This window comes from Pseudonocardia sp. McavD-2-B (assembly GCF_024124365.1).
Lineage (GTDB): Bacteria > Actinomycetota > Actinomycetes > Mycobacteriales > Pseudonocardiaceae > Pseudonocardia > Pseudonocardia alni.
In genome coordinates, this window is the sequence record NZ_JAMXSG010000075.1 from 1 (window position 1) to 21,354 (window position 21,354).

Annotated in this window: 16 protein-coding genes; 3 read left to right on the forward strand and 13 right to left on the reverse strand. The window is 73.8% G+C overall.

All coding sequences use genetic code 11. The annotated features are described in order from the left end of the window. Positions 1-468: 468 nt before the first annotated feature. The 9 genes from yhjD to NH602_RS12615 form a co-directional block, all read right to left on the reverse strand. Positions 469-1,533: an inner membrane protein YhjD gene (gene yhjD / locus NH602_RS12575; RefSeq protein ID WP_251784343.1), complete on the reverse strand. Its 1,065-nt coding sequence runs from the start codon at positions 1,531-1,533 to the stop codon at positions 469-471. 46 nt (positions 1,534-1,579) lie between these two features. Further along, positions 1,580-2,593, reverse strand: coding sequence for a tryptophan--tRNA ligase (gene trpS, locus NH602_RS12580; RefSeq protein ID WP_062397676.1), 1,014 nt, complete (start codon positions 2,591-2,593; stop codon positions 1,580-1,582). Between the two features lie 25 nt (positions 2,594-2,618). Beyond that, positions 2,619-3,521 carry a helix-turn-helix domain-containing protein gene (locus tag NH602_RS12585; protein WP_253067916.1) on the reverse strand — a complete coding sequence of 301 codons (903 nt, stop codon included), beginning with the start codon at positions 3,519-3,521 and terminating at the stop codon, positions 2,619-2,621. Between the two features lie 197 nt (positions 3,522-3,718). Then, positions 3,719-3,895 (reverse strand): hypothetical protein, encoded by a 177-nt coding sequence (locus tag NH602_RS12590; protein ID WP_157818337.1) that lies wholly within the window; start codon positions 3,893-3,895, stop codon positions 3,719-3,721. Between the two features lie 72 nt (positions 3,896-3,967). Next, the gene (locus NH602_RS12595) at positions 3,968-6,607 is read right to left on the reverse strand and encodes a bifunctional FO biosynthesis protein CofGH (RefSeq protein WP_253067917.1); all 2,640 of its coding nucleotides are present in this window, start codon (positions 6,605-6,607) and stop codon (positions 3,968-3,970) included. 82 nt (positions 6,608-6,689) lie between these two features. Beyond that, positions 6,690-7,193 (reverse strand): YbaK/EbsC family protein, encoded by a 504-nt coding sequence (locus NH602_RS12600; RefSeq protein ID WP_374210158.1) that lies wholly within the window; start codon positions 7,191-7,193, stop codon positions 6,690-6,692. 61 nt (positions 7,194-7,254) lie between these two features. Beyond that, the gene (locus tag NH602_RS12605) at positions 7,255-8,067 is read right to left on the reverse strand and encodes a protein kinase (protein WP_073576406.1); all 813 of its coding nucleotides are present in this window, start codon (positions 8,065-8,067) and stop codon (positions 7,255-7,257) included. Beyond that, a complete protein-coding gene (locus tag NH602_RS12610; RefSeq protein ID WP_179761850.1) occupies positions 8,064-8,906 on the reverse strand; it encodes an exodeoxyribonuclease III in 843 nt (280 codons plus the stop codon). Before NH602_RS12610 ends, NH602_RS12605 begins: the two co-directional genes overlap by 4 nt. A 43-nt stretch (positions 8,907-8,949) precedes the next feature. Beyond that, complete coding sequence (locus NH602_RS12615; protein ID WP_062397696.1) at positions 8,950-9,279, reverse strand: hypothetical protein; 330 nt, start codon at positions 9,277-9,279, stop codon at positions 8,950-8,952. 257 nt (positions 9,280-9,536) lie between these two features. Between NH602_RS12615 and NH602_RS12620 the strand changes: the two genes are divergently transcribed. Further along, positions 9,537-11,765, forward strand: coding sequence for an NADP-dependent isocitrate dehydrogenase (locus tag NH602_RS12620; protein WP_253067919.1), 2,229 nt, complete (start codon positions 9,537-9,539; stop codon positions 11,763-11,765). 53 nt (positions 11,766-11,818) lie between these two features. Here the strand turns inward: NH602_RS12620 and NH602_RS12625 are convergent, their stop codons facing one another. From NH602_RS12625 to NH602_RS12635, 3 genes are all read right to left on the reverse strand, one after another. Continuing rightward, complete coding sequence (locus NH602_RS12625) at positions 11,819-13,120, reverse strand: DUF2252 domain-containing protein (protein WP_179761848.1); 1,302 nt, start codon at positions 13,118-13,120, stop codon at positions 11,819-11,821. A gap of 391 nt (positions 13,121-13,511) precedes the next feature. Beyond that, positions 13,512-13,820, reverse strand: coding sequence for a DUF3017 domain-containing protein (locus tag NH602_RS12630; RefSeq protein ID WP_062397707.1), 309 nt, complete (start codon positions 13,818-13,820; stop codon positions 13,512-13,514). 51 nt (positions 13,821-13,871) lie between these two features. Next, positions 13,872-14,726: a bifunctional methylenetetrahydrofolate dehydrogenase/methenyltetrahydrofolate cyclohydrolase gene (locus NH602_RS12635; RefSeq protein ID WP_062397708.1), complete on the reverse strand. Its 855-nt coding sequence runs from the start codon at positions 14,724-14,726 to the stop codon at positions 13,872-13,874. Between the two features lie 229 nt (positions 14,727-14,955). On the opposite strand from NH602_RS12635, the gene NH602_RS12640 reads away from it, so the two are divergent. After that, positions 14,956-15,624, forward strand: coding sequence for a GPR1/FUN34/YaaH family transporter (locus NH602_RS12640; RefSeq protein ID WP_073576412.1), 669 nt, complete (start codon positions 14,956-14,958; stop codon positions 15,622-15,624). A gap of 222 nt (positions 15,625-15,846) precedes the next feature. On the opposite strand, the gene NH602_RS12645 is transcribed toward NH602_RS12640, so the two are convergent. After that, positions 15,847-19,188, reverse strand: coding sequence for an error-prone DNA polymerase (locus NH602_RS12645; RefSeq protein ID WP_253067920.1), 3,342 nt, complete (start codon positions 19,186-19,188; stop codon positions 15,847-15,849). Positions 19,189-19,674: 486 nt separating this feature from the next. Here NH602_RS12645 and NH602_RS12650 point away from each other — a divergent pair, with 486 nt between their 5' ends. Beyond that, a complete protein-coding gene (locus NH602_RS12650; RefSeq protein ID WP_253067921.1) occupies positions 19,675-21,186 on the forward strand; it encodes a M28 family metallopeptidase in 1,512 nt (503 codons plus the stop codon). Positions 21,187-21,354 lie beyond the last annotated feature (168 nt).

The following is a 21,354-nucleotide window of genomic DNA, read 5'->3' on the forward strand; positions in this document are numbered from 1 at the left end:
CGGCGTCGGGGCGCTGGTGGCCGCGCGGCTGCGCCGGCGCCGTTGACCTGCGGCACGGACGGGACCACGCGGACGCCCGGGACCCGCCCGGGTCGGCGCCGGCTCGCCCCGGTGCCCGAGGGCCGGGTGCACCCTCCTGCGAAATTCGCTTACCGGGTAAGCGGACTCGTCAGGATCATCCCCGGAGCTCAGGTCCGCGGAACGTTCACCGGGCGAACGAGTTCGTCGGGGCCGGTATCGGAGACCCGGCCGGTACGGCGCCGACTCACCCGAGCGCCCGAGGGCCGGGGTCCACACCCTCCTGCGAACTCGTTTACCGGGTGAGCGAACTCGTCGGGATAACGTCCTTCGAGATCGGGGCGGGTCGGCGTGGCGGGGCACCCCGGTGACCACGAGCCGCCGGCACCTCGCCGCAGCGCGGCAGCCCCGGTGGGTGGACCCGCGGTGTGCGGACCGTGCCGCGGCGGGTCAGCGCCGCCGGCGCCCCAGGGCCCGCAGGCCGAGTGCCCCACCGATCAGACCCGCGGTGACCAGGCCCGCCGACGCGAGCGCGCCCGGCCCGTCCCGGACGACGTACTGCGGCCGGATGATCGCCGGGGCGGGCAGGTCGCGGTAGCCCAGGTCGTTCTCCTCGGCGCTGGCGGCCCAGGCCGTCACGAACAGCAGGAACCGCGAGGTGAAGAAGATGAAGACCAGCAGACCGAGGATCGAGCCGAAAGCCGCACCGGCCGCGGAGTTCGTGACCGAGCCGAGGTAGATCACCATCACCCGCTGCAGGATCGCGAACCCGATCGCGCCGATCAGCGCGGCCCTGGCCGCGCTGCGCAGGGACACGGGCTCGCGCGGCAGCCGGGCGATCACCCAGAGGAACACCAGCCAGTTCCCGGCGAGCACGAGCAGGAACGAGGCGATGCTCAGCAGCACGCGTGCCCACGTCGCCTCGCCGAGGCCGACCAGGTCGAGCAGGAACCTCCCCGCCGCGCCACCGATCGAGGAGATCGCGAACGACAGCACCAGGGCCAGCCCGAGCCCGACCAGGGCGAGCAGGTCGAACGCCAGCCGCTTGATCATCGGCGGGGCATCGTCCCGCTGGCCCCACTGCTCGGTCAGCGCCTCGCGCAGGTTGCTCATCCAGCCGATGCCCGAGTACAGCGCGCCGACCAGACCGATCAGACCGATCGCCCCGGCCCGGTCGATCGCGGTCTGCACGATCCCGCCGAGCAGCTCGCCGATCTGGCCCGGCGCGGCCGACTGGATCGCCTGGCGCAGGGAGTCGAGAAGCTCAGGGTTGCCGCGCAGCACGAACCCGGCCGCCGCGAACCCGACCATCAGCAGCGGTACCAGCGCCAGGATGGAGAAGTAGGTGATCGCCGCGGCGTAGTGGTCGCCGTGGTTCTCGGTGTAGCGCTCCCCCGCCCGGACCAGGTGGTCGAGCCACGGATGCTTCTCCCGCTGGCGGTCGAGGAAGGTCTCGGTCTCCTCCTCGTCGGTCTCCAGCCGGTGCGCGATCGTGGCGGCGCGGTTCTCGGCCATCATTCCCCCGGTTCGGTGGTTCGCTCCCCGCCCCGGCGAGCGTCGCTCAGGCGGGCGGGAGGAACCCGATCCTCTCGTGAACCGCGGCCAGTGTCGCGCCGGAGACCTCACGCGCACGGGTGGCACCGCGCGCGAGCACCCGGTCGAGCTCGGCCGGATCGGCCAGGTAGCCGTTCACCTTCTCCGCGAACGGCTCCGCGAACGCGGCGACGATCTCGCCCAGGTCCTTCTTCAGGTCGCCGTAGCCGCGGCCGACGTACTCGGCCTCGACCTCGGCGACCTTCCGGTCGGTCATCGCCGCGTTGATGGTGAGCAGGTTCGCGATGCCCGGCTTGTTCTCCGGGTCGAAGCGGATCTCGCGCTCGTTGTCGGTCACCGCGGAGCGGATCTTCTTGGCCGAGGTCCGCGGCGGGTCGAGAAGCTCCACGATCCCGCTGGGCGACGACGCCGACTTGCTCATCTTCGCCGTCGGGTCCTGCAGGTCGTAGATCTTCGCCGTGGCCTGCGGGATGTGCGGCTCGGGCACCCGGAACGTCTCGCCGAAGCGGTGGTTGAACCGCTGCGCGAGATTGCGGGTCAGCTCCAGGTGCTGGCGCTGGTCCTCGCCGACCGGGACGCGGTCGGCCTGGTAGAGCAGGATGTCCGCGGCCTGCAGGATCGGGTACGTGAACAGCCCGACGGTCGCCCGGTCGGTGCCCTGCTTGGCGGACTTGTCCTTGAACTGGGTCATCCGGCCGGCCTCGCCGAAGCCGGTGATGCACTCCAGGATCCAGGACAGCCGCGCGTGCTCCGGGACGTGCGACTGCACGAACAGCGTGCAGCGGTCCGGGTCGAGCCCCAACCCGAGCAGCTGGGCGGCCGCGACCCGGGTACGCCGGGCCAGCTCGGCCGGGTCGTGCTCCACCGTGATCGCGTGCAGGTCCACGACGCAGTAGAACGCCTCGTGGTCGTCCTGCAGGGCCACCCACTGCCGCAGCGCACCCAGGTAGTTGCCGAGGTGGAACGAGTCGGCCGTGGGCTGGATCCCGGACAGCACGCGGGGACGGTGGGCGTCGTTCATGCCCGCCATCGTTCCCTACCGTCCGTCATCTCGGGCGCACCGGGGACACCGAGTCCCGGGCGAACGCCCGCCCGCACTGCTCGCAGTCCAGCCGCACCCAGAGCGGCTGCCCGCAGGCCCGGTGGCGGATCGTGAGGTCGATCGGGGCGCCGTCTCCGCCGCACCAGCGGTGCGACCACTCGACCAGGCAGGCGTGGATCGGGAAGCTGGCCCGCCCCTTGTCGGTGAGGCGGTACTCGCCGTCGCCGCTGCGGCTGAGCACCCCGAGCGCGACGAAGCGGCGCAGCCGGTCCGACAGCACCTCCGGGGAGATCGCCAGCTCGAGGGCGAAGCAGTTGAACGCCCGGATCCCGGTGAGCGCGGCGCCGAGGACGGCGGCACCCCACCGGTCGCCGATGATCTCCATCGCACCGGGCAGGAACGAGAGCGGGTCGACGGGCAGCGCGCCGCGGGTGCGCCGCGGGTGCCTGCGGGCCAGCCGGTCCAGCCCCGGCGCCCACGGCTCGCGCTCGACCTCGGTGTCCCGCGGCCCGACCGCGCCGCCGCAGGCCGCGCAGCACACCCGCACCCGGGTGGGGCGGCCGCAGTCGCGGTGCACGATCTCGGGGAGCGGGACCTCCCGCGGGACCCAGGTCTTCTCCCAGTCCCAGGTGCAGATCAGCAGCTTCCAGATGTCGCCGCCGCGCTCGGTGAGGGCGTAGCCGCGGCGCTCGCGGCCACCGTCGGCGTAGCTGCGGGGCTCGAGCAGACCCGCGTCGACGAGACCGCGCAGCCGCGCCGACAGCGTCGCGTCGGAGATGTTGAGGGTCTCCCGCCACCCCGCGTACCGGCTGACGCCGAGGAACGCGCGCTGCAGGATCAACAGCGTCCAGGTGTCGGCGAGCAGGCCGAGACCGCGCCCCACGGCGCCCAGCTCCTGCGGCCGCACCCGCTCGCCTCCCTTGACCCCGGACTGCTCAAGATCGTACCGTTGGCCTCACTCTGCCGATCGAAGCCGCGCCTCCGGGCACGGCCGGCGGCGGGGTGGGCCGGATCGGGGGGTCGGTCCACCGGCCGGGGCGGACGTCCTGCGACAGCGCGGTGAGGGGGCTGCGGCAGCCGCGGGGCGTCGTCCCGGTCAGCACGTCATCCGTTCTCCCGGCCCTTCCCCTGCTCGGGGTCCTCGGGCCGCGGGGCCGGCTCGACCGTCACCACGCCCTTGTCGAGGTCGATCGGGCCGAGCCGCCACTGCTGCCCGCCCTGCGCGGCGTCCGAGTCCTCGTGCATCCGCTTCCGCGGGAACATCTCTCCGAGTACACCCATACCGCCACCGTAGGCCGATCGGCGGCCGGGCCGGTCCCGCGCGGCCCGGAGGCGACGCAGGACCGGCCGGGATCAGGCCGGGGTCAACGGCAGCGTCCGCGGCCCGGTACCCGGCGCCGGGGTGAGCACGCGGGGCTCGCCGCGGTAGGTCGTCGTCCGCTGCCGGACCGGGCGAGCGGCGGCCGCCGCGATCGCGGTGAGCTCGGCGACGGAGCGCTCGGAGCCGTTCTCCGAGCCGGCCATCCGGGAGATCGTCTCCTCCATCAGGGTGCCGCCCATGTCGTCGGCGCCCCCGGCCAGGATGTCCGCGGCGAGGTCGTCGCCGAGCTTGACCCAGGAGCACTGGACGTGGTCGATCCGCCCGTGCAGCGCGAGCCGGGCGAACGCGTGCACCGCCCGGTTGTCGCGCTCCGTCGGTCCCGGCCGGGCGATCCCGGCCAGGTAGATCGGGGCGTTGTGGTGCACGAACGGCAACGGCACGAACTCCGTGAACCCACCGGTGCGGTCCTGGATCGACGCCAGTGTGCGCAGGTGCCCGAGCCAGTGCCGGGGCTCGTCGACGTGGCCGTACATCATCGTCGAGCTGCTGGGGATCCCCAGCTCGTGCGCGGTCGACACGACCTCGATCCACTGCGACGCCGGCAGCTTGCCCTTGGTCAGCACCCAGCGGACCTCGTCGTCGAGGATCTCGGCGGCGGTGCCCGGGATCGAGCCGAGCCCGGCGGCCTTCAGCTCGGTCAGCCACTCCCGGATCGACACCCCGGCCTTGGCCGCCGCGGAGACGATCTCCATCGGGGAGAACGCGTGCACGTGCATCCCCGGCACGGCCGCGGTGACCGCGCGGACCAGGTCGGCGTAGAACGACACCGGCAGCTGCGGGTCGATGCCGCCCTGCACGCAGACCTCGGTGGCGCCGTCGCGGGCGGCCTCCGCGGCGCGCTGGGCGACCTCGTCGAGCGAGAGCCGGAAGGCGTCGGCGTCGCGCTCACGCTGGGCGAAGGCGCAGAACCGGCAGCCGACGTAGCAGACGTTCGAGAAGTTGATGTTCCGGTTGACCACGTAGGTGACGTCGTCCCCGGTGACCTGCCTGCGCACGTCGTCGGCGAGGTCGAGCAGGGTGCGCAGCGCGGGTCCGTCGGCGGTCAGCACGGCCATCGCGGCGTCGGCGTGCGCCGGGTCGAGCAGCGCCGCCGGGTCGGACGCGGCCAGGTCCAGCCCGGCCCGGACGTCGGAGTCGAGCCGCTCGGGGGCCGCCCCGTGCCCGGCGCGCTGGTGCTCCAGCTCGGCGGCCACCTCGTCCCAGTCGCCGTAGACGTCGCCGAAGTCGCTGCGCCGGTCCTCGGTGCGCCCGGTCGTGTCGATCGTGGAGTTCAGATCGGTGCGCCCGGTCGAGGCGAACCCGCCGTCGGGCTCCTGCCACGCCCGCCCCTCCACGACGGCGTCGGGCCGGGCGAGCCCGTCCGGCCCGGACAGCGCGGCGACGTGGCCGTGCAGCCGCGCGTCGATCCACGGCGACCCGGCCCGCACGTACTTCGGGTAGGCGGTGAGCCGCTCCTGCAACGTGAAGCCCTCGGCCTCGGTGATCGCGGCCAGCTCGTCGACGGCGGGCCACGGCATCTCCGGGGACACGTGGTCCACCGTCACCGGGGAGACACCGCCCCAGTCGTCGATCCCGGCGCGCAGCATCAGCGCCTGCTCGTCGCCGACGAGGTTCGGCGGCGCCTGCAGCCGCACCTTCGGACCCAGCACGAGCCGGGCGACCGCGATGGTGGCGGCCAGGTCCTCCAGGTCGGCGTCCGGGTCGTTCGCCATCGCGGTGTCCGGCTTCGCCCGGAAGTTCTGGACGATCACCTCCTGCACGTGCCCGTGCGCGCGGGCGGCGGAGCGGATCGCGAACAGCGACTCGGCCCGCTCGGTGCGGTTCTCGCCGATGCCGATCAGGATGCCGGTGGTGAACGGGACGCCGACGCGACCGGCGTCGGTGAGGGCGCGCAGCCGGACCGCGGGCTCCTTGTCGGGGCTGCCGAAGTGCGGGCCGCCCTTCTCGAACAGCCGCTGCGACGTCGTCTCCAGCATCATCCCCATGCTGGCCGCGACCGGCTTGAGCCGGGTCAGCTCCTCCCAGCTCATGACGCCCGGGTTGAGGTGCGGCAGCAGCCCGGTCTCCTCCAGCACGGCGATCGCGCAGGCCCGGACGTAGTCGAGGGTGGAGTCGTAGCCGCGCGCCTCGAGCCACTCGCGGGCCTGCGGCCAGCGGTCCTCGGGGCGGTCGCCGAGGGTGAACAGGGCCTCCTTGCAGCCCTGCGCGGCGCCCTGGCGGGCGATCTCGACGACCTCGTCGCGCTCCAGGTACATGTCGTCGAGCCTGTGCGGGACGGTCGCGAACGTGCAGTAGTGGCAGCGGTCGCGGCAGAGCCGGGTCAGCGGGATGAAGACGTTGCGGGAGTAGGTGACCACGCCCGGGCGGCCCTCCTCGACGAGTCCGGCGTCGCGGACCCGGCCGGCGTGGCCGAGCAGCTCGTCGAGGTGCTCGCCGCGGGCGGCGAGCAGGACGGCGGCCTCGGTGACGTCGAGGGTGGACCCGTCCCGGACCCGGCGCAGGGCCCGGCGGAACGCCGAGTCCGAGGGCACCGGTTCGGCGGGTGCGGGGGTCGGGAGTCCGACCGGCGGTTCGGCCTCGGCCGGGACGGGTGCGGCGGGAGTATCGGCCATGCCACCCACACTAGGTTTCGCGGATCATCGCAGCGACCGTCCGTTTCCCGGCGATGGATCACGGCCGGTGCGGGAATACGGCTCAGGCGACCTCGGCGGGCGTCCCGCCGGTGACCGCGACGAGCTCGTCGAAGGTCGTCGGGAACACCGAGCGGGCCACCCCGCCGGCCGCCCAGACCCGGTCGAAGTCCCGCAGCGCGACGTCGACCAGGGTGCGGACCGGCGCCGGGTGCCCGACGGGTGCGACCCCGCCGATGACCTGCCCGGTGGTCTCGCGGACAAACTCCTTCGACGCCCGTCCGACCCGCGCCGCGCCGACCAGCGCGGCGACCCTGTCGGTGTCGACCCGGTGCGCCCCGGAGGTGAGCACGAGCAGCGGGGCGCCGTCGGCGTCGAACACCAGTGAGTTCGCGATCTGGCCGACCTCCACCTCCAGCGCGGCGGCCGCCGCGGCCGCGGTGGTCACCGCGTCGGGCAGCAGCACCAGGCCCGCGATCGACGCGGGGTCGGCACCGGCGCGGCGCAGCGCCTCCTTCACGGCGGCGACGCGGGGGTGGTCGGCGGGGTGTTCGACGCTCCGGCTCACCCGGCCCATCGTGCCCCCCGCCGCGTCGCGGGCGCCGCCGGGTTTCCGCCCCCGGGTGTGCTCAGAGGACGGCGAGGACGAGCAGCACGACGACGACCACGGCCAGCACCCCGGCCACGCCCAGCAGGATCCAGCGGTTGCGGCCGAGGTCCCCGCCCGGGGACCGGGGCCGGGCGCCGCGTTCGAACAGCTCGGCGGCCCGGTCGTGGGTCGGGCGCTCGGCCGGGTCGTCGGCGGTGAGGCCGTCCAGGACCGTCGCGAGCGCGCTGCCCGCCGACGGGCGCGGGCCCGCCGCCTCGCGCAGGACGGCGCCCAGGCACCACAGGTCCGCGGCCGGGGTGTCGCCGCCCTCGGGGGCGGCGGGCGCACCGTTCCCGCCGGGGCGCGGACCGACCGCGCGGGCGAGGCCGACGTCGGTGAGCAGGGCACGGCCGTCGGCGGTGACGAGCACCGCGTCGGCGTCGAGGCCGCCGTGGGTGCCGCCGTCGGCGTGCACCGCACGCAGGGCGGCCAGCACGTCCCGGCCCACGAGCGCGACCTGCCGGGGAGAGGGCGGCGCCGTCTCGACGACCGCACCCAGCGGTCGCGCCTCCGGGTGCTCGGTGACCAGGTACTCGCGCATGTCCCCGGCCGAGGACCGGTCGGTGACCAGGTCCAGCACCCCGACGACCGACGGGTGGCGCAGCCGTCCGGCCGCCCGGACCTCGGTGAGCAGCCGCTCCCGGACCCCCGCGACCGCGGGCAGCGCGATCTCGGTGACGGCGACGGTGCGGCCGGTGATGCGGTCCTCGGCACGGTGGGTGGGCCCGAAACCGCGCCGGCCCAGCTCGTCGAGCAGCAGGTAGCGGCCGCCGACCATCCGGCCGGCGATCACACGGCCCCCAGCCGGACGACGACGGGGGCATGGTCGGAGAAGCGCCGGTCGTGCGCGGGCGCCCGGTCCACGACGGCCTCGTGCGCGGCGTCCGCGAGCCCGGGGGTGGTGAGCAGGTGGTCGATCCGCCACCCGGTGTCGTTGTCGAAGGCCCGCCCGCGGTAGCTCCACCACGAGTACGGCCCGTCGACGCCCGGGTGCCGCTCGCGGACCACGTCGCGCCAGCCGTGTTCGAGCAGCTTCGCGAACCACTCCCGCTCGTGCGGCAGGAACCCGGAGTTGCGCCGGTTCCCGCGCCAGTTGCGCAGGTCCAGCTCGGTGGGGGCGATGTTCCAGTCCCCGCCGACGACCATCTGCCGCCCGGTCGCGGCGCACCGGTCGAACGCGGTGCGCAGGTGGTCACCGAAGGCCGCGCAGAACGCGTCCTTGCGGTCCTGCCGCTCGGTGCCCGCCATGCCCTTGGGCAGGTACAACGAGGCCACGGTGAGCCCGCCGGGCAGGTCCACCTCCACGTAGCGGCCGTCCAGGTCGGTGGTGGGGTCGGTGCCGTTGCTCGCTCCGCGGGCTCCGCTCGGGAAGCCGATCCGTACCGCCTCGGGCTCGTCCCGGCTCAGCACCGCGACGCCGTTGCGGCCCTTCGCCGTCAGCGACGGGGCCAGGCGCAGGTGCCAGCCGCCCTCGTCGAGCGCGGCCAGGAAGGCGGCCGGCAGCTCGTCGGGCCGTGCCCGGACCTCCTGCAGGCAGACCGCCCGCGCGTCGGTCGCGGCCAGCCACTCCAGCAGCCCCTTGGTGGCGGCGGCACGGACCCCGTTGACGTTGACCGTGGCGAGCGCGTTCACACCGTCTACTGTGCCGCACCCCTGATCACGCTGCGCGACGGGTTCAGCACCGGCTGCCCGAGGTCGCGGCGACGGAGTCCACCGGGACCCACTGGTTCTGCTCGGTGAGCTTGCGGAAGCCGCCGTCGACGATCGTCTCCGCCGCGACCTCGGTCCCGACCGGGAGCGTGCGGACCGGCGCCGCCGAGTTGCCGGGCGCCGAGCGCACCGTCACCTGCTCGCCCTGCACGACGACACGGCACCCGGTGGTCTCCAGGTTCCCGGTGACACCGCCGTAGGCGAGTGCGACGACCGTGAGGCCGACTCCGATGAGCCCGACCAGCGGCCAGCCCCTCAGGAGCGACTTCCGGGTGAGCCCGAAGACCTTCGCCACCGTGGTTCCCCTCCCGCCGAGCGCTGCCGCGACCACGGTAGCCGGTCCGCGGCCGTGGGCTCGACCATCACGGGGGTGTCGGGCCGGTTACTCCTGCGGGCGTGCAGGGCCGGTGAACAGATAGCGTGTGGCCCAGTCAGCGGGTCGCCGCGCCGGGGACCCGCCCGGTCGTCCCGGGCCCGTCCGCCGGCGCCGTCGCGGCCCGCTCGCTGGACACGGCAGCACACACGACGAGCCGAGGCAGGCCTGAGGACGCGATGAAGCTCATCTACACGTACACCGACGAGGCGCCGGCACTGGCGACCCACTCCTTCCTGCCGGTCATCGAGGCCTTCGCCGGCCAGGCCGGGGTCGACGTGGAGACCCGCGACATCTCCCTGGCCGCCCGCATCCTGGCGAAGTTCCCGGACCGGCTCACCGACGCCCAGCGCGTCCCGGACTCGCTGTCCGAGCTGGGCGAGCTGGCGAAGACACCGGACGCCAACATCATCAAGCTGCCGAACATCTCGGCGTCGATCCCGCAGCTCAAGGCGGCGATCACCGAGCTCCAGGGCGCCGGTTACGACGTACCGGACTACCCGGACAACCCGCAGACCGAGCAGGAGAAGGCCGCCCGCGCCGCCTACGACTCGGTCAAGGGCTCCGCGGTCAACCCGGTGCTGCGCGAGGGCAACTCCGACCGCCGCGCCCCGCTGTCGGTGAAGAACTTCGCCCGCAAGCACCCGCACTCGATGGGCGCCTGGAGCTCCGACTCCGCCAGCCACGTCGCCACCATGGACGACGGCGACTTCCGCCACTCCGAGACCTCGTTCACCGCCGCCGGTGACGGCGCGGTCCGCATCGAGCACGTCGCCGCCGACGGCACCGTCACGGTGCTGAAGGAGAAGGTCGCGCTGCTGGACGGCGAGGTGTTCGACGGCGCCGTCATGCGTCGCGAGCCGCTGCAGGCCTTCCTCGCCGAGCAGGTCGCCGACGCCAAGGCCAAGGGCGTGCTGTTCTCGGTGCACCTCAAGGCCACGATGATGAAGGTCTCCGACCCGATCATCTTCGGCCACGCCGTCCGCGCCTACTTCGCCGACGTGTTCGCCTCCTTCGCCGACGACCTCGCCTCCGTGGGCGCCGACCCCGACGACGGTCTCGCCTCGATCCTGACCGCGCTGGAGAAGCTGCCCGCCGACAAGCGCGACGCCGTCGAGAAGGCCATCACCGCCGCCTACGAGACCGGCCCGGCGCTGGCCCAGGTCGACTCCGCGCGCGGGATCACCAACCTGCACGTCCCGAGCGACGTCATCATCGACGCCTCGATGCCGGCCGCGATCCGCACCTCCGGCCGGATGTGGAACGCCGACGACGCGCTGCAGGACACCAAGTTCGTCATCCCGGACTCGTCCTACGCCCCGCTCTACGACGAGACCGTCAAGCACTGCCAGGCCAACGGCGCCTTCGACCCGACGACGATGGGCACCGTCCCGAACGTCGGGCTGATGGCGCAGAAGGCCGAGGAGTACGGCAGCCACGACAAGACCTTCGAGATCGCCTCCGCGGGCACCGTGCGCGTCGTCGACGCGGCGTCGGGCGAGGAGAAGCTCTCGCACGAGGTCAGCGAGGGCGACATCTGGCGCGGCTGCCAGACCAAGGACGCCCCGATCCGCAACTGGGTCGGTCTGGCCGTCGAGCGGGCCCGGGCCACCGGCTCCCCCGCCGTCTTCTGGCTGGACTCGGCGCGCGCCCACGACGCGCAGCTGATCGCGAAGGTCGAGACGTACCTGGGCGAGCACGACACCGACGGACTGACCATCGAGATCCTCCCGGTCGCCGAGGCCACCCGCTACACCCTGGAGCGGGCCCGCAAGGGCGAGGACACCATCTCGGTGACCGGCAACGTGCTGCGCGACTACCTCACCGACCTGTTCCCGATCATGGAGCTGGGCACGTCGGCGAAGATGCTGTCGATCGTCCCGCTGATGAACGGCGGCGGCCTGTTCGAGACCGGCGCCGGCGGGTCCGCGCCGAAGCACGTGCAGCAGCTGCAGAAGGAGAACCACCTGCGGTGGGACTCCCTCGGCGAGTTCCTCGCGCTGGCCGTCTCGCTGGAGATGCTGGCCTCGAAGACCGAGGAGCCGCTGCGGGCCAAGCTGCTCGGCCAGACCCTCGACGAGGCCACCGGCACGCTGCTGGAGAACGGGAAGTCGCCGTCGCGCAAGGTCGGGGAGCTCGACAACCGCGGCAGCCACTTCTACATCGCGCTGTACTGGGCGCAGGCCCTCGCCGCGCAGACCGAGGACACCGAGCTGGCCGCGATCTTCGCCCCGCTCGCCGAGAAGCTCGCCGCCGCCGAGGACACGGTCGTCGGTGAGCTGAACGCGGTCCAGGGCGACCCGGTCGACCTGGGTGGCTACTACTACGTCGACCGCGCGAAGACCGACGCGGTCATGCGGCCGAGCGCCACGTTCAACGCGGCGATCGACGCCTTCGCCGGCAAGTAGCCCCACCGCGACGGCCCGTCCCCCCGCTGCCGGGAGGGCGGGCCGTCGGCGTGTCAGGCCGAGCTGACGCCGGGGATGCGCCCGGAGCGGAACGCCTCCACGAACAGCGCGTGGTCGGTGCGCACGGTCCGGGCGTAGTCGTGGGCGAACTCCACGACCCACTCCACGAACGCGTCCTCCGCACCGGCGGTGCGCGCCGCGACCGCCTCCTCGACCCGGAAGTCGACGAGCGCGTGGTCGGCGTCGGCGTCGGCCACGCAGTGGATCTTCGCGGTGGCCCGGCCCAGGTCCGCGACGACCGGCGCGATCTCATCGGGCTCGGTGAGCTCCGACCAGTCCAGGTCCGCCTCGTAGGGCGAGACCTCGGCGACGACGAACCCGACGCCGTCGAGCTCGGTCCAACCCAGCATCGGGTCGGCGTGCGCCTGCAGCGCGCGCTGCGAGACCGCCGTCCGGTGCCCGTGGTGGCGGAACGCCGACGCCACCCGCTCGTCGGTGACCACCCGCGAGGGCGCGGCCACGTTGCCCTGCTTCATCGACACGACGATGTCGTTGTCCAGCGCCTGGTTCAGCCCCTCGACCAGCACCGTGTAGGTCGGCAGCCCGGCGCTGCCGATGCCCACGCCGGAGCGCCCGGCGACGTCCTTGACGGTGTAGGCGACGCCGCGGTGGCGCCGGGACTCCGGGATCGTGGCCACGTACGCCTCGAACGCCGCGGTGACCGCGGCCTTCTCGTCGTCGTCGAGGGTGCGGACGCCGGGGCCGGCGCGCAGGATCCGGTCGAAGCCCTCGGTCTCGGTGACCGCGTCGAGCAGTCCGACCCGGGTCCGGGTGCGCGCGGTCTGCAGGACCTGGTGCACCGGGCCCTCGGTGGTGTCCAGGCGCAGCGAGAACGCGTCGTCGTCGCGGTCGGCGAAGTGCCGCACCTGGGCCAGATAGCTGCGGCAGTAGCGCTCGACGAGCTCGGACAGCGACCGGTCCGACAGCGCCTTGCGCCAGCCGAGCAGGCACAGGCTGGCCGCGAACCGGGTGACGTCCCAGGTCCAGTGGCCGAGGTAGGCCTCGTCGAAGTCGTTGACGTCGAAGACGAGCACGCCGTCGCCGTCCATGTAGGTGCCGAAGTTCTCCGCGTGCAGGTCGCCCTGGATCCAGACCCGGGCGGTCCGCTCGTCGACCCAGGGGTCCTCGCGGCGGGCGACGTCGTCGTAGAACAGGCAGGCGCTGCCCCGGTAGAACGCGAACGGGTCGGCGGCCATCTTCCGGAACTTGGTCCGGAACGCCGCGGGGTCGGCGGCCATCAGGTCGTCGAAGGCGGTCACGAGGGTGTCGACGATGTGGCCGCTGCGGTCGGTCATGGCGCGATCATGCTCGCGGACGGTGGCAGGGACCACCTCCGTCCGTGGGGTCCCGCCGGACCGAGCGCCGCCGACCGGGTGGCGGATGGATCTTCGTTGCGATCAACGGGTGATCAGCGGGCCACCGTGGGCGACGTCACGCAACCCGTCCGGAGCAACCCCCGTCCCGGAGCGGGTGTACCCACCGGTAGAATCTCGTTAGCGATGATCATTATCAGGCCGTCCCGCAGCGCACCGACCGGGGATCTCCCCGCCCGGCCGGGCCGGGCCGTGCGCGCGACCAGCACCGGCCCCGGGCGTCCCGGGAGCAAGCGTCCCGCGGGCCCCCGCAGACCCCCGACCCGGCGCCCGGCGGGCCCGGAGACGACCGGCGGCTCCCGCAGCCGAGCACTCAGCTGATGGTCAGCGAGCCCTGGGTGATCGTCAGAGCCAGCAGCAGGACGACGACGCCGAACCCGCCGTACACCAGCGCGTCGGCGTAGCGGCCGCGGATCGCGAGCAGCCCGACCCGGTCCGGCGGCAGCGCGACGCGCAGGCCCGCGGCGACCAGCATCGCCACCGCCAGCGCCGCGGACCCCTCGCGCCAGTGCTCGGTGACCACCCGCTGCAGCCCGACCAGCGACACACCGAGGACGACGAGCAGCGGCCAGTGCGCCCGCAGCCGGGCCCGCAGGCCGTGACCGGAACGGGTCGCCACCATCACCGCCCCCCGCCGCCCGTCATGCCGACAGGCTGAGTTCGGTATCGATTCTCACTCCGACAGGCTGCGTTCGGCTGCCTCGACGACGTTCGTCAGCAGCATCCCGCGGGTCATCGGCCCCACGCCGCCCGGCATCGGCGCCAGCAGCCCGGCGACCTCGGCGACCTCGGGCGCCACGTCGCCGACCAGGCCCAGGTCGGTACGGGTGACGCCGACATCGAGCACCGCGGCGCCCGGCTTGATCTGGTCGGCGGTGATGAGCCCCGCCCGGCCCGCCGCGGCGACGACGACGTCGGCCTCCCGCAGGTGCGCCGTCAGGTCCCGGGTGCCGGTGTGGCACAGGGTGACGGTGGCGTTCTCCGAACGGCGGGTCAGCAGCAGCCCCAGCGGGCGGCCGACCGTCACGCCACGACCCACGACGACGACCCGCGCCCCGTTCAGCTCGACACCGAACCGGCGGCACAGCTCGACGATGCCGCGCGGGGTGCACGGCAGCGGTCCCGGCTCGCCGAGGACCAGGCGACCCAGGTTGGTCGGGTGCAGACCGTCGGCGTCCTTGCCCGGGTCGACCCGCTCCAGCGCGGCGCCGGCGTCGAGACCGTCCGGCAGTGGGAGCTGCACGATGAAGCCCGTGCAGGTCGGGTCGGCGTTCAGCTCGTCGATCGTGTCCTCGACCTGGGCCTGGCTCGCGTCGGCGGGGAGCTCGCGCTGCAGCGAGGTCATGCCGACCTTGGCGCAGTCGCGGTGCTTGCCGCGCACGTAGGCGTGCGATCCGGGGTCGTCACCGACCAGCACCGTGCCCAGCCCGGGGGTCACCCCGGCGGCGGTCAGCTTCTCGACACGGCCCCGCAGGTCGTCGAGCAGCTCCGCCAATGTCGCCTTGCCGTCCATCACGCGTGCGCTCACCCGGGCATCCTCTCAGGTGACGCCCGGGCCGGTCGAACCTGACCGAAGGACGCGTACGTGCCGCGCAGGTAGGGGGCGCCGTCCCCGCGAGCTGCGACGACGGTCCGGTTCCGTGCGACCGGGGTACAGGTCGGGGTCTGGTCGTACGGAGGGGCGAAAAACGATCTCCGCGAGAGCAGAATCACACCGCCGGTGCTCGACCGGTCACGAACTCGACGAGGAGTTTTCCATGAGCGTGGAGAGCGACACCGCGGGGGCGCACGCCGCTGCTGCCCCGCCCGCCCCGGCAGCAGCCGCCCCGGCTGCCAACCCGGCCCTGATGGGCCTCATCTGCTTCCTGCCGTCCGGCATCACGCTGGGTCTGTGGTTCGTGGGCTACCTGGACACCACCGCACTGCCCGGCGGCATGATCCCGATCGTGACCTTCTCGGCGGGTCTGTTCCTGCTGCTGTCGGCCATGGTCGCGCTGCGCGTCGGGGACAGCGTCACCGCCGCGATCTTCGGGGTCTTCTCCGCGTTCTGGACCAGCTTCGGCGTGCTGCTCATGGCGCTGAACAACGGCTGGATCATCGACGCCGGCACCGGAGAGGCCCTGTCCACCGAGCAGGTCGGGTCGATCCAGTCGACCTATCTGCTCTCGTTCACCCTGGTGTTCGTCCTGCTGACGCTGGCGACGCTGCGCCTGCCGCTGATGTTCACGATCGGCTTCGTGCTCGTCGACATCACCTTCGTGCTGGCCTACATCGGTGTGACCGCGGGCAACGCGGGCCTGTTCCCGATCGCCGGGATCACGACGTTCGCGTTCTGCATCGTGTTCGCCTACATCCTGTTCGACGCGTTCGGCCAGACGCTGGGCGGACGCGCGATGTCGATGGGCGGGCCGCTCGTCAAGTCCTGACCCCGTTCCGACCGCCCACGGGCCCCGCCGGTTCCTCCGGCGGGGCCCGTGGTCTGCCCGGCCCCGGTGGTCCGCGTGTCCCGGTGGTCCGCGTGTCCCGGTGGTCCGTGCGTCCCGGTGGTCCGCGTGTCCCGGTGGTCCGTGCGTCCCGGTGGTCCCCGTGGTCGGGGACCGCGGGGCCCGGAGGTCGCGAGGGCCCGGCGCCGGGCGCGGGCGAGACGGTCAGCGGAAGTCCCGGGACGCCACCGTCACCGCCAGCGGCATCCGCTGCAGCCGGTCGGCCAGCAGGTTCAGCACACCCTCCGGGCTGCGTTCGAGCCGGCCCCGGACCAGCAGCCCCGCGCTCCCCAGCGCCACCGACCGGTAGCGCGCCCACAACCCCTCCGAGCAGGTCACGTTCAGCATCCCGGACTCGTCCTCGAGGTTCACGAACGTCACCCCGCGCGCGGTCGCCGGACGCTGGCGGTGGGTGACCAGTCCTCCGACCAGCACCCGGGCCGGGGTGTCCGGGCCGGCGCGGCGGCCCACCTCGTCGAGCCGGTCGATCCGGACCGCGCCGAGCGCGTCGAGGTCCGCGCGCAGGTGCTGCACCGGGTGGCTGTCCGGGGAGACACCGGTGGCCCAGACGTCGGAGACGGTCAGCTCCGCCTCGGTCATCCCCGGCAGGGCCGGCGCGTCGAACCCGACGGCGGTGCCCGGCAGGTGCTCGGGGCGCACCCCCGCGACGACGCCTGCCGCCCACAGCGCCTCCCGCCGCTCCACCCCGAAGCAGCCGAACGCCCCGGCCGTCGCCAGCGCCTCGGCCTGCGGGCCGGTCAGCCGGACCCGGCGTGCCAGGTCGGGCAGGTCCGCGAACGGCCCGCCCGCGTCGCGCTCGGCGTCGATGACCGCGGCGAGGTCCGCGCCGACGGTGCGGACACCCGCCAGGCCGAGCCGGACCGCCCGGCCACCGGTGCTGTCGTCGTCGGGTTCGAGGACGGCGTCGGCCCGCCCTGCGTTGACGTCCGGCCGGTGCACCCGCACACCGTGCCTGCGGGCGTCGGCCACCAGCGACTGCGGCGAGTAGAAGCCCATCGGCTGGGCGTTGAGCAGGCCCGCGCAGAACGCCGCCGGGTGGTAGAGCTTGAACCACGCCGAGTAGTAGACGAGCGCGGCGAAGCTGATCGAGTGGCTCTCCGGGAACCCGAAGTTCGCGAAGGCCAGCATCTTGGCGAAGATCCGTTCGGCGAGCTCGCCGGTGATCCCGTTCGCGGCCATCCCGTCGTAGAACCGCCCACGCAGCCGTTCCATCCGCTCGGTGGACCGCTTGGAGCCCATGGCCCGGCGCAGCTCGTCGGCCTCGGCCGCGGTGAACCCCGCGACGTCGACGGCGATCTGCATCATCTGTTCCTGGAACAGCGGGATACCCAGCGTCTTGTGCAACGCGGGCTTGAGCAGCGGATGGTCGTGGTCCCAGGTCTCGAGCTCGTTGCGCCGCCGGATGTAGGGGTGCACCGAGCCGCCCTGGATCGGGCCGGGCCGGATCAGCGCGACCTCGACGACGAGGTCGTAGAACTCGCGCGGGCGCAGCCGCGGCAGGGTGGCCATCTGGGCGCGGGACTCCACCTGGAACACCCCGACCGAGTCCGCGCGCGACAGCATCGCGTAGACCTCCGGGTCGGACTCGCCGATCGCGTGCAGCTCGATCCGCTCACCGGTGACGGTCGTGACCAGGTCCACCATCAGGTGCAGCGCGGTGAGCATGCCCAACCCGAGCAGGTCGAACTTCACCAGCCCGGCCGCGGCGCAGTCCTCCTTGTCCCACTGCACGACGGTCCGGTCGGCCATCCGCGCCCACTCCACCGGCACGACCTCGGACACCGGCCGATCGCAGATGACCATGCCGCCGGAGTGGATGCCCAGATGCCGGGGCGCACCCATCAGCTGCCCCGCGAGGTCCAGCAGCAGCGGCGGCATCTCCTGCGGGAGCTCGCTCGCCTCCAGGGCGTGCCAGCGTTCGACGCGCCTGCTCCAGGCGTCCTGCTGGCCGGGTGAGAACCCGAGCGCGCGGGCGGTGTCGCGGATCGCCGACCGCGGCCGGTAGGTGATGACGTTCGCGACCTGCGCGGCGAACAGCCGGCCGTAGCGGCGGTAGACGTACTGGATCGCCTCCTCGCGGCGGCCGGACTCGATGTCGAGGTCGATGTCGGGGTAGCCGTCGCGGTCCGGGGACAGGAACCGTTCGAACAGCAGCCCGTGCCGGACGGCGTCGACGTTGGTGATGCCCAGCGCGTAGCAGACCGCCGAGTTCGCAGCCGATCCCCGGCCCTGACAGAAGATGTTCGACCGGCGGCAGAAGTCGACGATGTCGTGGACGATCAGGAAGTAGCCGGGGAAGTTCTTCGCCTCGATGATCTCCAGCTCGCGCTGCACGGTGTGCGCCGCGAACGGGTTCTCGTCACAGCTGCCGTACCGCTCCATCCGGCCGCGTTCGGTCAGCACCCGCAGCCAGGTCGTCTCGGTGTGCCCTGGCGGGACATCGAACGGTGGCAGGTCCGGCGCCACCAGGTGCAGCTCGAACGCCAGCTCCCGGCCCAGCTCCGCCGCGCGCTCCACCGCGCCGGGATGGCGCTCGTCGAACCGCAGGGCCATCTCCCGCCCGGACCGCAGGTACGCGGTGCCCGCCGCGGGCAGCCAGGGGTCGATCTCGTCGAGGCTGCGCCGGGCCCGGACCGCGGCGACGGTCGCGGCCAGCGGGGCCCGGTCGGGGGTGGCGTAGTGCGCTCCGGTCGTCGCCACCGTCGCGACGCCGGCCCGCTCGGCCAGCGCGGCCAGTGCGTCGTTGCGCTCGGTGTCGCCGGGCTCGCCGTACACGGTCAGCTCGACCCGCACGTTCTCCGCGCCGAAGCGCGCGACCAGCCGGTCCAGCTCCGCCGCGGCGGCCACCGGGCCCGAGCGGTCCAGGGCGCGGCGCACCGCGCCCTTGCGGCAGCCGGTGAGCACGACGACCTTCCCCGCGGTGTCGGCGACGACCTCGTCCGGGTCGTAGACCGGCCGCCCCTTCTCCCCGCCCCGCATCTGCGCGGTGGAGATGGTGCGACACAGCGCGCGGTACCCGTCGGGGCCGCGGGCCAGCAGGAGCAGGTGCTCGCCCTCGGGGTCGGCGACGCCGTTCTGCGGGGCGGTCAGCCCGGTGCTCAGCTCGGCGCCGAACACCGTGCGCACTCCGAGCGCGCGGGCCGCCTCGGCGAACCGCACGACCCCGTACATGCCGTCGTGGTCGGTGAGCGCGACGGCCTCCAGGCCCAGCTCGGCAGCGCGCTCGACCAGCTCCTCCGGGGCGCTCGCGCCGTCGAGGAAGCTGAAGTGCGAGTGGCAGTGCAACTCCGCGTACGGCACGACGCCGGGCCCCGCCGGGTGCAGGTCCTCGGGCGGCTCGTAGGGGCCGCGGTGGACGGACCAGGCCGGTGCGTCCCCGCCGTCGGCCTCCGGGCCGCCGCGCAGGCTCGCGCCGTCGCGCACGGAACGACCCGACAGCGCACTCTCCAGCTCCGCCCAGGGGACGTCCGGGTTCTGCCAGCCCACCCGTGCAGAGTACTCGAACGCAAGTTCGAACGTCGAGTGCCGGGTTCCGCGGACGGGCGTCGCCGTGCGGGCCGGCCGGCTGCTCCCCAGCGCCGGTCGGCCCCGCACGGCGGGTCCGGGCTCCGGCGCGGCACACCGGCCGCTCCCCAGCGCCGGCCCGCGGGCCACCCGGACGTACCCATCCGGTGCCGGCAGGTGGTTCGTGGACCTCCCCGCCGACATCTCCGAGTTCACCAGCCGAACCTGTGGAACGACTGAGACCCCGGTGTGGATCGACCGAGGATCACCGCGGCCCCGGGTCGCGCCGGGTCGTAGCGTCGTGTTCGTGACGCCGTGTCGTGATCGTCGGTTCACCGCACGGCCACGCCCGATGGCGGATGCTGGTCCGACGCCGCGGCGCCCGACCGGTACCGCGCACGCACGAGGAGCGCCGGACACCCGGCGCGGACGAGGCCCGGTACCGGGCCGGACGGCAGAGGTGGCTCCATGGGACGGGCGAGCACGACGGGTGGCCGGCACCGGCCACGTCTCGGGAACCGGCTGGTCAGGGTCGCGGCGGCCGGGGTGGCCGTCGTCGCGCTCGCGGCCTGCGCGGACGTCCCCGCGGCGCCGGGCGCCGCGACGATCGGCACCACCGGCGGCGGGAGTCAGGGGGCCGCGCAGGGCGACCCCGGCCTGCCGCAGCGGCTCGCGGCCGCGGTGGGCGGCGACGGCGCCTACGCCCACCTGCAGCAGTTCGAGAAGCTCGCCGACGCGAACGACGGCAACCGCGCGGTGGGCACCCCCGGGTACGACGCGGCCGTCGACCACGTCGTCGGGACGCTGCGTGCGAGCGGGTTCGAGGTGTCGACCCCGTCGTTCGAGGTGCGCACCTTCTCCGCGGGCGACGCACGGCTGACCGTGGCCGGCGCACCGGTGACGACCGAGGTGCTCGGCTTCTCCCCCGCCACCCCGCCCGGCGGGCTGACCGCTCCGCTGTCGCTGCGCCCGCGCACCCCGCAGGACCCGACACCGGGCTGCGACGCCGCCGACTACACCGGGATGCCGGCCGGGGCCATCGCCGTCGTCGAGCGCGGGACCTGCGAGTTCGGCCAGAAGTCCCGGCTCGCGGGGGCGGCGGGCGCGGCGGCGGTGATCGTGGTCAACACCGAGGACGCGGCCCTGCCCGCCACCCTCGGCGACACCCCGGGGGTCGTCCCGACGGCGGCCGTGACGAAGACCGCCGGAGCCGCCCTGCGCGACGGCCAGCAGGCGTCGCTGGTGCTCGACACCACGATCCGGCAGCAGACCTCGCGGAACGTGATCGCCGAGACCACCACCGGCGACCCCGGCCGGGTCGTGGTCGCCGGGGCCCACCTCGACAGCGTGCCCGAGGGCGCCGGCATCAACGACAACGGCAGCGGCAGCGCCGCCCTGCTCGAGATCGCGCAGAAGCTCGGCGGCTCCCCGCCGGTCGGCCAGAAGGTGCGCTTCGCGTGGTGGGGCGCCGAGGAGATCGGCCTGGTCGGCTCGACGAAGTACGTCGAGGGCCTGTCCGAGGCCGACCGCGCGCGGATCGCGCTGTACCTCAACTTCGACATGGTCGGCTCGCCGAACCCCGGCTACCTCGTCTACGACGGTGACAACTCCGACGGCCTCGGCGGCGAGGCGGGCCCGCCCGGCTCCGACACCGCGGAGCGCGTCCTGACCGAGGCACTGGTCGGGGCCGGCGTGAACGGCCCCGAGGGCACCGCGTTCGACGGGCGCTCGGACTACGGCCCGTTCATCGAGGCCGGCATCCCGGCCGGTGGCCTGTTCACCGGCGCCGAGGAGCAGAAGACCCCGGAGCAGGCGCAGAAGTGGGGCGGCACGGCGGGACAGTCCTACGACCCCTGCTACCACACGGCCTGCGACCGGCTGACCAACATCGACCGGACCGCGCTGGACCGGAACGTGACGGCGATGGCCTCGGCGATCGGCCGGTTCGCCGTCGACCTCACCGGGGTCCCGCAGCGCTGACCCGCCCGCGGCGGCCGGTGGCTCAGTCGTAGACACCCGCCACCTCCCAGCGGCCGCCGCGGTGCACGAGCAGCAGGGCCGTGCCGTCGGCGAGCACGACCTGCAGCCGGACCGCGGGCCCGGGGCCGTCGGGGGCCCACCAGCGGGCGTGCACCGGCCAGGGTCCGG